Here is an 11,694-nt window from a genome sequence, read left to right as displayed (position 1 = left end):
GTAGCCTATTGAACGGGCTCCTGTTCCTTTGGTAGATAGTTAAGAACTACGCGATTGCTTTCAATTAAGTATTTTTGAGCAACGCGTTGTATGTCATCAGTGGTGACTTCCATGTATCTTTTGATTTCAGTGTTGATTAGATTCGCATCGCCAAAATACATTTCATAATTGGCAAGGCTTTCAGCGATTCCTTCTACACGACCGTTAGATGATACAAAATCGTTTTCGATTTGATTTTTAATTTTTTGCAAATCCCTATCGCTGATTTTTTGGTTTCTCACTTTGTTGATTTCTTCGTTTACAGCGGCTTCCAAATCTTCAAGCTCGACTCCCGAGTTGGCGATTCCGTAAGTGATAAACATGCCATGGTCTTCAAGGCTGTATGGAAAAGCGCCTAGTTGAAGAGCAAGTTGCTTTTTGTCGACAATTTCCTTGTACAGAGCTGAGCTTTTTCCGCTTGACAGGTATTGGACGAGCATTTCCAAAGCATAAGCGTCAGGGGTTCCTTGTCCAGGCATGCGGTAACCAGTGAATATTGCCGGCAATTGAATGTTGTCGTAAACAGTTTTTCTAACTTCTGCCTTTAGAGCTGGCTCGTTTTTATCGGGACGAGGAATGGAGTGATTGCCTTTAGGAATTGTTGAAAAATATTTTGACACGAGAGATTTTGTCTCTTCCATGGTGATATCCCCAGCCACTGACAAGATAGCGTTATTGGGAACATAGAAAGTCTGGTAGAAGCTCATGAATTCGTCAAGCTTGGCTGCGTTAAGATGCTCCATTTCTCCAATGACAGTCCATTTATAAGGATGTTCTGTAAAAGCGCTTTCGAACATATGCTTGCTGAACGACATGTAAGGCTGGTTGTCAATACGCATTCTTTTTTCTTCTTTTACGACTTCGCATTGCGTTTCAACACCTGTTTGATCGATTTTAGCATGGAGCATTCTTTCTGATTCCATCCATAGTCCGAGCTCTAATTTGTTTGACGGCAGAATTTCATAATAATAAGTTCGATCGTGAGTTGTGTTGGCATTCAATACACCTCCTTCGTTTTGGACGATTTTCATGTATTCGCCTCTATCGATATTTTCAGAACCTTCAAAGAGCAAATGCTCAAAGAAGTGAGCGAAACCTGTACGGTTGGGGTCTTCATTTTTAGACCCCACATGGTACATCACTGAGATGGCTACTATGGGAGTTGAGTGGTCTTCGTGCAAGATAACCTTCAAGCCATTGTCCAAAGTATACTTTTCAAACTCTATTGGCTTGGCCGTCTGAGCGAAAATTGATGTGGACATTACTGCGGCGATTGCTATTAACCAAAATCTGCGCATAAGTTATAGTTATAAAAAATGAATGTTTAAAATTTTCACTAAAAATAGGACTATTTGTTATTATATCTTACGGCTTTTATAGAAATGGCGAAAAATATTTTTAAATGGTTTGAATTTGAAAATTTCATTTAACACAAGCATTCAATATTTGGCAAATCATGTTTGAAGTCAAACTGATTTTTTGATTTATTTTTTATCATTTGAATGTTTTGAAAATAATGCGATATGTTCGAAATCATAAGAATGCTAATGAAGAGTTGATGTTTTCAATGTTGATCTTTAAGTTAGTGGTCTCGCAAGACGAAATTTTCACTCCAAAACGGTGAATTTCGCTCCATAATTAAGAATAGAGTTAAAATACTACAAATCTGCGATTATATTTATCACTGCGGTTATTGAAAATCGTGAACAATCTATAACTAATTAATTACTTTATTTATGCTGAAATACTTATTGACGCTGGCTATGATCATTCCAGTGTTGGCGAGAGCTCAAGAGAATTTTTCATTGAGTGGTATATTGTCAGATCAAGCAAATGGAGAGCCTTTGATCGGCGCGACGGTTTATTTTGACAGTACGACTATTGGCGCGACGACCGACGTCAATGGGAAATTCAAGATTTTCGCTCCCAAGGGAAAATATAAACTTATTGTGAATTATATAGGGTATGAATCATTTGAACAAGAAGTGAGCCTTACTGGCAATCAGACTTTAAATGTTGCGATGAAAAGCGACATTAAGAAATTGAAAGCTGTGGTGGTCACTGATGAGGGATTCAAAGCTGTCGACATCAAAACTCCCCAGATGGGAGTAAGCAAAATCCCTTCAAAGAAGATCAAGGAGATACCTGCGGTCTTGGGAGAAGTGGATATTATAAAGTCCATACAATTATTGCCGGGAGTGACAAATGGAGGAGAAGGAGATGGAAGTTTCAATGTTAGAGGGGGAGCCGGAGATCAAAATTTAGTATTGTTGGATGACGCTACGATTTTCAATACTTCCCATTTATTCGGTTTTTTCTCTGTTTTCAACGCAGATGCTGTGAGCAGTATTGAGTTGTTCAAAGGCGCGGCGCCAGCCAGCTATGGAGGAAGAGCGTCTTCTGTATTGAATGTAAATCACAAGTCAGGAGAAGATAGAGTCGCAGTGAATGGAGGGATTGGGATTTTGTCAAGTAGGCTGGCGGTTGACGGACCAATGTTATCGGACAAGGGCTCGTTTATGCTGGCAGGGAGAGCCTCCTATGCCAATTTATTTCTTAGAGCGGCGAATTTTGGCAGTTACGCGGGATTTTATGATTTGAATGCAAGGTTTACTTATAAGATCAATGAGAAAAACAACTTGTTTCTGTCGGGTTATTATGGCGATGATAATATGGAGATAGAAAATGCTTTCAAAAACGTGTACGGCAATTTAACGGGGACACTGACTTGGAAGCATTCTTTCAATGATGACTTGTACAGTGATTTAACTTTTGCCTATAGCAGGTATAGATATAATTTTCAAATTTTTGGCCAAGGAGTGGATTGGCTGGCAGGAGTTAAGAATTACAAACTCTCTTATGATTTCGGGTGGTTGATGAATGACAAAGTAACAGTAGATTATGGAGTCAGCAGTATTTATCATGATTTTACGCCGGGAGATATTACTCCGATGAATAGCGAGTCGCAAATAAATGAAATGAAAATCAATCACAAATACGCTTTAGAGAATGGTGTGTTTGTGAATGTGGTGCATGAGCTTACAGATAAAATTTCTTTGCAATATGGTTTGAGATACAGCAACTTTTTAAGATTTGGAGAGGAGACTATAGGAGAGTATGAAAATGGTTTGCCGGTGACATATAACAAGGAGTTGGGAATATATGAAAGCGCGGAGCCAATGAGTGAAAAAACGTACTCCAGTGGCGAAATGATATCCAGTCATGGGAATTTCGAACCAAGGCTGGGGATCTCCTATCAACTGAACTCAACGACTTCGATCAAAGCGGGGTATAATCGCATGGTTCAGTACTTGCATTTGATATCGAATACTACTTCAGTGACGCCAATAGATGTATGGGCCCCGAGTGGCAAATATGTGGAGCCGCAGTTGGCAGACCAGTATGCAATAGGGTTTTTCAAGAATTTCAAGGATGAGAAATATTCCATGGAGCTGGAGGCTTATTACAAGACAGTTGATAATCGAGTGGATTATATCGACGGAGCGGATTTGATAGGGCAGGAGAGAATTGAAACGCAAATATTGGCAGGTCATTCCAGAGCTTATGGCTTGGAAATGCTGTTGAAGAAAAACCAAGGAACGCTAACAGGTTGGATTGCTTATACGCTTTCAAAGTCCGAGCAACAAACTTTGGGAGGCGAGGCTGGAGGCCCGGGAATCAATAATGGAAATTGGTACAGCACAAATTATGATAGAACGCATGACTTGTCTGTTACCGCCTCATACAAGTTGAGTGACAAATGGAGTTTTGGAGCTAATTTCGCGTTTCAGACAGGAAGACCTGTGACTTATCCGGATGGACAGTTTTATTACAATGGCCAGTCGATACCAACATATTCGGATAGAAATGCCAATCGATTGCCATTTTACCACAGAATGGATGTGTCGGCTACATTGAGACCTCAGAATAAGAAGGATAGAAAATGGTCGGGAGAATGGGTTTTCAGTATTTATAACTTATACAATCGTCAAAATGCCGCTTCCATTTCCTTTGGCCCCAATGAAAGCACAGGCTTGAATGAAGCGACTAAGACTTCAATTTTTGGAATTATTCCTTCAGTAACATATAATTTTAAATTTTAATTGTCATGAAAAATATAATAAGACTGCTTTTTATCGTATATATATTGAGCGCATGTACTGAAGTAATTGAAGTTGATCTTAATGATGGCCAAAAACGTTTGGTTGTTGAAGCCTCAATGAATTGGGAGAAAGGCTCTTTGGGAAATAATCAAGTGGTGAAATTAAGTTATTCCACTCCGTATTATGATCAAGGAAGTATCGAAATGGTACCCGGAGCGGAAGTGAAAGTAATCAAGCTGAATGATAATACAGAGTTTTTGTTTACCGAAGGCGAGGCGGGATATTATATGACGGAAGAGTTTGTGCCGGAGTTGGGAACCAGCTATAAACTTGAAATTGTTCATAATGGGGAGGTGTATGAAGCCACCGAGACCATGCAGAGTGTGAGCAACATTGAAAAGATCGAAGAGAAAAAGGAAAATATCTTTGGGTCGGAGCAGACGACAATAACTGTTTATGTTGATGATGATGAAGGAGTTGACAACTTTTTTCATTGCGAGTTCTACCCTCTTGATGGCGATATGGAACAAACGGTTCGCAATGACGCTTTTTCCGATGGAAAACAGGTTTTGATAGAATATGAGTATGAAGAGGCTGTCGCAGGAGATCAACTGGAAATCAACCTTTATGGAATTTCAATTACATATTACAACTTTATGGGAATACTTATAGAGCAGTCGGAAGGTGGAGGAGGTCCATTTGCGACAGTTCCTGTTCCTTTGAAAGGCAATTGTAAAAATATCAATAACCCTGAAGAGGAAGTGTTGGGCTATTTCAGGTTATCGCAATTTATTCATGAGGTGTACACAGTGAAAGAGTAATGCGCTCGTTAAAAGTGTGATTTTTAAAGCCGGAATGTCTCTTAGTTGATGCTTTCCGGCTTTGCAATGATTGGAAATTAGAGTGTAAATGAGAGTTAAGGAGTTTTTAGACTTGCCTTTCGATTATTTTTCGGAAGATAAAGCGAAGTGGTTGTATGTGATCAGCAGTTCATTGTTTGTGATGTTGTTTATATTTATTTACGAACCCTTCGGAGTCTTTGATTTTGATAGAGTTGATGGTTTTGCGTTTTTTTTGGTATTGCTCGAGGGCGTTAAAATTTTTATTACTTTGTTGGCGACTCAATTGTTTTTGAGGAAACGTGTTTTGAAAAACAAAGTGTGGTCTTTGAAAAATCATTTGCTTTATTTTATGGGAGAGGTGCTTCTTCTTCAGATATTTACACTGTTGATTTATAAATGCATAGAAGTGTTTTATGATTTTTCTCCATTTGATTATCAAAGAAGTTTTATAGAATATGCGTGGATATTTTTTGATGTGTATATATCAAAAACCTTGGTGATGATTTATCCATTTGGCGGAACTATTCTCTATATCTATGTCAGCAGGCTCAAAGTTGCAAAAAAGGAATTGGAGGAGGAGCTGTTAGCTATGCAAGATGATTATGATCGATGGGGAGGTCATGATAATATGATTGAAGTGTTGGATGAAAATGGGAATGTCAACTTGTTATTGCCTTTGGAGCATATTATTTCCCTCGAATCTCAAAATCAATATGTGCTGGTTAATTATATAGGTAGCGAAGGCCTTGAAAAAAAGTTAGTTAGAACACAATTGAAAAAAATTCTCTCGGAGTTGGAGGAATATCCTGTTCTGCAGTGTCATAGATCTTATGCGGTCAATCTTTTGAATACGGCCTCGCTTAAAGTTATGGAGAAGAAAAACTATCTTTTAATAAAGAATTATGAGACGATGAGAGTTCCAGTATCCAAAACATATCTGGCTCAAATTCGAGAGATGTTGATGATGAGTGTCGTAAAAAGTCAAGTTAATTGAGGAGCTTCATTATCAATTTAGTTCTGTAATTTTGTTTTTATATTTTAAGGGAATCAATTCATTTTAAATGAATTAAGCAAAGAGGTATTATAGTTTTGAAAATGGAATTATTTTATTTAATATCAAAAAATAGAATTAATTTTTATAGTTAACTATTAGGAAATGAAGAAATATTTTTATTCGCTGAATTTTTTGATTTTTGCTACGGGGGCTCTTTTTTTAAGTTCATGCAATGATGAGAAGTCCAGTAAAAGAAAAGCGCGAGCATCACTAAGCATTGAAGCTCCTGATGCCGCAAAATCCCCCAAAGAGCTCGAAGCGCATGGGCATGTCAGAGTAGACGAGTATTATTGGCTGAATCAGAGAGAGGATGAGAAGGTGCTCAGCTATTTGAGAGCTGAAAACGACTATGCTGACAAAGTAATGAAGCATACTGACGAGTTTCAAACTGAGCTGTTTGAGGAAATCAAAGGCAGAATCAAGCAAACGGACATGTCGGTGCCTTATCAGTACAAAGGTTACTACTACTATACAAGGTATGAGGATCAGAAGGAGTATCCGATTTATTGCCGAAAAAAAGGGAGCTTGGATGGGCAGGAAGAAGTTATATTCAATGTAAATGATTTAGCTGAAGGCTACGCATATTATAATTTGGGCACATACGAAATTGGACCTAAAGATAAGATTGTCGCTTATTCGGAAGATACAGTAAGCCGAAGAATATATTCCATAAAGTTCAAGGATCTGAAGACTGGAGAAATATTGAAAGATGAAATACCAAACACCTCAGGAGGGATTACTTGGGCAATGGATGGCAAAACAGTGTTTTATAGTGTAAAAGACGACGCTTTAAGAAGCTATAAAATATTCAGGCATAAAATAGGCACCGATGTTAGCGATGATGTAATGGTATTTCATGAAGCTGATGAGACTTTTGGCACTTATATTTATAGAACTAAATCGGATAAGTACCTTGTGATAGGTTCTCATAGCACTATGACTTCCGAACAAAGGGTGTTGGAGGCGGATAATCCGGAAGGAGAGTTTCGTATCATCCAACCTAGGACAAGAGGTTTGGAGTATGGCATCAATCATTATGGCGATAAGTTTTATATAGTGACGAATCATGAGGCTAAGAATTTCAAGGTGATGCAAGCTCCTGAGAATAAAACTTCTGTAGAGAATTGGACTGATTTGATTCCTCATAGAGAGGATGTGTTTATTGAAAATATTGAAATTTTCAAAAATTACCTTGTCTTGATAGAGCGTAAAAATGGGCTTACGAATCTTAGAGTGAAAAGCTGGGATGGTAAGCTGGATTATGACCTGGAATTCAACGATCCAGCTTATTTGGCTTATTCTAATGTGAATTTAGATTTCGATACGGATGTACTGAGGTATTATTATACTTCTCTTACTACACCAGGATCAATCTACGATTTTAATATGAATACCAAAGAGCAAGAGTTGTTGAAGCAACAGGAGGTTCTTGGAGGGAAATTTTCAGTTGAAAATTATGTATCCGAGAGAGTTTATATTACAGCAAGAGATGGCAAGAAAATTCCTGCTTCAATAGTATATAGAAAAGGCATTAAGAAAGACGGAAAAAATCCTTTGTTGTTATATGGGTACGGTTCTTATGGAGCGTCTATGGACCCGTATTTCAGTTCTTCAAGACTTAGTTTATTGGATAGAGGCTTTGTGTATGTATTGGCTCACATAAGAGGAGGACAAGAGTTAGGCAGAAATTGGTATGAGGATGGTAAATTAATGAATAAGAAAAATACGTTTACTGATTTTATTGATTGCGCTGAGTATTTGGTGTCTGAGAAGTATACAAGCAATGATAAAATAGCTGCTATGGGCGGTAGCGCTGGAGGTCTTTTAATGGGGGCTGTTGTAAACATGCGTCCGGACTTGTTCAAAGCTGTGGTGGCTCATGTTCCATTTGTGGATGTGGTAACGACAATGCTTGATGAGAGTATACCATTGACAACCGGGGAATACGATGAATGGGGCAATCCAAATGATAAAGAATATTATGAGTATATGTTAAGCTATTCTCCATATGACAATGTGAAAAAAGCGGATTACCCTGCTATGTTGGTGACTACTGGTCTGCATGATAGTCAAGTACAGTATTGGGAACCGGCAAAATGGGTAGCCAAGCTGAGAGATAACCATACAGGAAGCGCGCCAATTATATTGAAAACGAATATGGAGACCGGGCATGGAGGTGCTTCAGGTAGATTTGAGTCGTACAAAGAGACTGCTTTGGAGTATGCCTTTTTGATTGACCAATTATCAGAGTAGATTCTAAAGTTTTTAAAGAATAAAAAGCCCAAGAGTTTGATGCTCTTGGGCTTTTGTTATTCGAGTTCAGCTATTTTTTAAAAGTCGAAAAGATCTCCTATTAGCGAAGGGGCTAACCTGACAAGGCTTTTACCGAGCCCTTTAAGTAACTCTTCCTTAGGACTGTCGCTTGTTTCAGATTTATTTTTATCATGATCAGCGTAGTTGATTTCGTACTTTCCACCTATATAATCGACTTTTAAATTGTTGCCTCCATAACTAGTGAAGTATGCATGATCATCAGACTTAACGGCGATATGTCCAAGAGCTAATGCTTTGCCAGTTAGTTCTTTTATGTCTTCGTCTGTCATTTGCTTGACATTGTCTAAATTTTTGGCTTTTAAGTAACGGTCCATGTCCGTGTTATTGATCGATATTAACGTGTATTTTTTGTCTTTGTCATTGATCAATGATTTGACAAAAGGGTCAAGCTCTATATCTCTTCTAAGTACATAATCAAACAAAGAATACTTAGGGTCAATGGAAAGTATGTCCAATACATTGTCAGGGTCTAGAATTTTGTCAACCTTGTATACTTTTCCGGATTTAGTCGATTTGGCCAAATTGGCTTTTACACCATCCGCATACAATGAGTTGGCGACTTCAACAAGCGTCATCAATACATGACTTCCATCCAGATTTGTCGCCTCGGTAGGGTACTGTTCTTTTGTATAATTATCATCGATGCTTTTTGCGTCTACGATATGCATGCCTACAAATTGGTCAATGTCATTTTGAGAAAAGTTCGAGATTTCATCCTTGTCGAAAGCGTTTAATACTGCTTGATCCGATGGAGCGAATACCAGATAATCTTCTTCTGTATTTTTATCAAGCAATTCCATATAGCGGGATTCTTTGAATAGTTTTCCAAATTCACTATTTCCTAAATCGTAAGACATGAAATAACTGATGGACTCAGGAGAAGTTCCGGAATCGCTGTCATTATTGCAAGACGATAATAAACTAGGAATTGCAATGGCTAAAATAAGATTCAAAATGAGAACTTTGATAGGTGCTTTTTTCACAGTTTTTCAAGTATTTTATTTTGAAACAAGGCCTTGAAGCTTATGTTTGATTTTCAATAGAAGGTTAGAATAGAGTTGAATGTGAGTAAAATATTATTGACTCTTAGTGAATTTTCATATAAAAGTTGGGCCCTCTATTCCAAAAAAATACATAACTTAGCGGTGCAGGAAATGAAAATAACTTAAGATCGAATGAGATTTTTTATGCCATGAAACGTCGCTATATTTTAATCGCAATAGTGCTTTTATTCTTTGTCGTTGAAGCATTTTTCTATTCAAGTCAATTGGCTTGGTTTTTAGAAGGCCAATTGGAAAAAACATTAGGCAGAAAAACAAGCATTGAAAAAGTGGAGCTAGACTTGTGGGATGGTGAAATAGAGCTATCGGATTTTAAGTTGTTTGAACAAGACAGTCAAACAGTCTTCATGTCATTTGACAAGCTTGATGTGAAATTGGATTTGATGTCGTGGATCAATGGAAGGAATATAATTAATTCGATCGAATTGGAAGAGCCTTTTATTCGAGTATATGCTTCGAAATCAGGTTTTAATTTTGATGATTTATTTGACCGATTGAATGAAGATAACTCGGAAGAAGCCAAACAAGAAACAACAGAGCCTTTTCGAATCGAATTGAAAGATATTGAAATAGAAGAAGGTGTTTTTTCTTATTCCGACGGGGAGACAGGTGATTCTTTGGAGTTGAAAAATATAGCCTTGAAGTTGCCGGAGTATATTAGCGCGCTTAATGCAATCTCGAATCTGGAAATTTCATTTGAATTAGCAACTGGGGGAACGTTTCATTCTGTAACAGATTTAAATTTGAATACGGGTTTGATCAAATCCGAGTCGGTAGTTAGCAATGTGGACCTAAGCCCTTTTTCCAGATATGCTAAGGATTTGCTTAATTTTTCAAGCTGGAAAGGCTTCTTGAATACTGAAATCGCTTTGGTGTCTAACCTTAATGAATATGAGTTGACAAGTATTTCTGGTCAGGCTGGAATGAAAGCATTTTCCCTGCTTGATTTAACAGACCAAGAAGTGCTGGGAATGGATTCTTTGCTAATAGACTTGTCTACGGTCAAGCCTTTGAAAAGCTCTTTTGAAATAGAATCTATCAATTGCTATGGCCCTCGCATGCGGTTTGAATTTGAAGACTCTACAAGCAATTTGCATGTGTTGGCAAGTCCAATGATGCAGGAAAACGAGGGGGATACATTGCAGGTTGAAGAAAATGTTGAAGCGGTCGAATTGGCTTATAGTATTGGGCAGTTAATGGTTCAAGACGCATATTTGAAGCTTATCGACAAGAGGTTTGAAAAAGAATATGAATACAATATATCAGATATAAGGTTTGAGACCTCAAAATTGACGGAGTCAACGGACTCATTGCGAATCAACACTTCTGCGAAACTGAATGACAAAGGAAATGTAGTCGCTCAGTTAAGCATAAATCCTCAAGATCCTTATGAGTTGGACTTAGAGTATACCATTTCAGATTTTGAGCTTTCGGATTTGAATTTTTATTCGAAGAAATATACAGGCTTCCCAATATTCTACGGGCAAATATATTATTACGGACATAATACGATTCAAGACAAGAAAATAGTTAGCGATAATAAGATCAAGATCTATCGGGTAGAATTAGGCAAAAGAGAAAAAGATGGAAGTTTGTATGATATGCCATTGAAACTGGCGTTGGCGATTTTAAAGGATGACAAAGGCAATATAGAAATAGACCTTCCTATGCGAGGAGATATGAACGATCCTGATTACAATATTAACAAGTTGATCTGGGGAACGGCTAAGAATTTGATCGTAAGAGCGGTGAAATCTCCTTTCAAAAAGTTGTCGAATCTAGTCAAAGCTGATCCAGAAGATATCAAATCATTTGATTTTGAGCTTGGAGAAGCAGACTTGACAAAAAAACATGCCCGTTCGGCTAATTTGCTTAAAAAAGTGCTGGAGAAAAGGCCTGAGTTAGAGTTTGAATTGATTTACTACAAGGATACTGTTTTGGAAAATAGATATTTGCAGGAGAAGCGTGTTGCGAATGCAATATTGCAAGATTCATTAGCTGTTCAGAATGAGATGGAAGCGCTTGTCACGACGGATAGTTTGGCAGAAGATGGATCAAATTCCGAAGACAAGGCAATATCGAGCATAATTCAGTTGATGAACGGCAGTGAGCTGGATAGCATGAGACTTGATGGCCTTTCGAACATGCTTGATTCGCTAGGCCTTAATATGTCTGTTAGAAGGTCTAAAATGGAACATCCGAAGAATGTGGGATCGGAGCCGCACTTTGAAGTTCGTTGGAAAGTAAAGGAAGAGTAGCGG

At 37.9% G+C, this 11,694-nt stretch carries 7 protein-coding genes; 5 read left to right on the top strand and 2 right to left on the bottom strand.

Translation table 11 applies throughout. From position 1 onward, the window contains the following. Positions 1 to 5: 5 nt before the first annotated feature. A complete protein-coding gene (locus AABK36_RS13800) occupies positions 6 to 1,337 on the bottom strand; it encodes a M16 family metallopeptidase (protein ID WP_309938322.1) in 1,332 nt (443 codons plus the stop codon). 438 nt (positions 1,338 to 1,775) lie between these two features. Here AABK36_RS13800 and AABK36_RS13795 point away from each other — a divergent pair, with 438 nt between their 5' ends. The 4 genes from AABK36_RS13795 (at position 1,776) to AABK36_RS13780 (ending at position 8,291) form a co-directional block, all read left to right on the top strand. Next, positions 1,776 to 4,142: a TonB-dependent receptor gene (locus AABK36_RS13795; RefSeq protein ID WP_309938323.1), complete on the top strand. Its 2,367-nt coding sequence runs from the start codon at positions 1,776 to 1,778 to the stop codon at positions 4,140 to 4,142. A 5-nt stretch (positions 4,143 to 4,147) separates the two neighbouring features. Beyond that, a complete protein-coding gene (locus AABK36_RS13790) occupies positions 4,148 to 4,963 on the top strand; it encodes a DUF4249 domain-containing protein (protein ID WP_309938324.1) in 816 nt (271 codons plus the stop codon). Positions 4,964 to 5,051: 88 nt separating this feature from the next. Continuing rightward, a complete protein-coding gene (locus AABK36_RS13785; RefSeq protein ID WP_309938325.1) occupies positions 5,052 to 5,978 on the top strand; it encodes a LytTR family transcriptional regulator DNA-binding domain-containing protein in 927 nt (308 codons plus the stop codon). 162 nt (positions 5,979 to 6,140) lie between these two features. Then, the gene (locus AABK36_RS13780; protein ID WP_309938326.1) at positions 6,141 to 8,291 is read left to right on the top strand and encodes a S9 family peptidase; all 2,151 of its coding nucleotides are present in this window, start codon (positions 6,141 to 6,143) and stop codon (positions 8,289 to 8,291) included. A 77-nt stretch (positions 8,292 to 8,368) separates the two neighbouring features. Here the strand turns inward: AABK36_RS13780 and AABK36_RS13775 are convergent, their stop codons facing one another. After that, positions 8,369 to 9,355: a fasciclin domain-containing protein gene (locus AABK36_RS13775; RefSeq protein WP_309938327.1), complete on the bottom strand. Its 987-nt coding sequence runs from the start codon at positions 9,353 to 9,355 to the stop codon at positions 8,369 to 8,371. Between the two features lie 209 nt (positions 9,356 to 9,564). On the opposite strand from AABK36_RS13775, the gene AABK36_RS13770 reads away from it, so the two are divergent. After that, entirely contained in the window at positions 9,565 to 11,691 is a 2,127-nt protein-coding gene (locus tag AABK36_RS13770; protein WP_309938328.1) for a DUF748 domain-containing protein, read from the top strand. The last annotated feature ends 3 nt before the right edge of the window (positions 11,692 to 11,694 follow it).

Origin of the sequence: Aureibacter tunicatorum (assembly GCF_036492635.1) — a bacterium.
Classification (GTDB): domain Bacteria; phylum Bacteroidota; class Bacteroidia; order Cytophagales; family Cyclobacteriaceae; genus Aureibacter; species Aureibacter tunicatorum.
Note: the sequence above shows the minus strand (reverse complement) of the source record. Positions and strands in the feature narration are given on the sequence as shown.

Excerpts from the sequence above, each read along its gene's own strand:
- AABK36_RS13800 (WP_309938322.1), bottom strand. The coding sequence starts at position 1,337 with ATGCGCAGATTTTGGTTAATAGCAATCGCCGCAGTAATGTCCACATCA.
- AABK36_RS13795 (WP_309938323.1), top strand. The coding sequence starts at position 1,776 with ATGCTGAAATACTTATTGACGCTGGCTATGATCATTCCAGTGTTGGCG.
- AABK36_RS13790 (WP_309938324.1), top strand. The coding sequence starts at position 4,148 with ATGAAAAATATAATAAGACTGCTTTTTATCGTATATATATTGAGCGCA.
- AABK36_RS13785 (WP_309938325.1), top strand. The coding sequence starts at position 5,052 with ATGAGAGTTAAGGAGTTTTTAGACTTGCCTTTCGATTATTTTTCGGAA.
- AABK36_RS13780 (WP_309938326.1), top strand. The coding sequence starts at position 6,141 with ATGAAGAAATATTTTTATTCGCTGAATTTTTTGATTTTTGCTACGGGG.
- AABK36_RS13770 (WP_309938328.1), top strand. The coding sequence starts at position 9,565 with ATGAAACGTCGCTATATTTTAATCGCAATAGTGCTTTTATTCTTTGTC.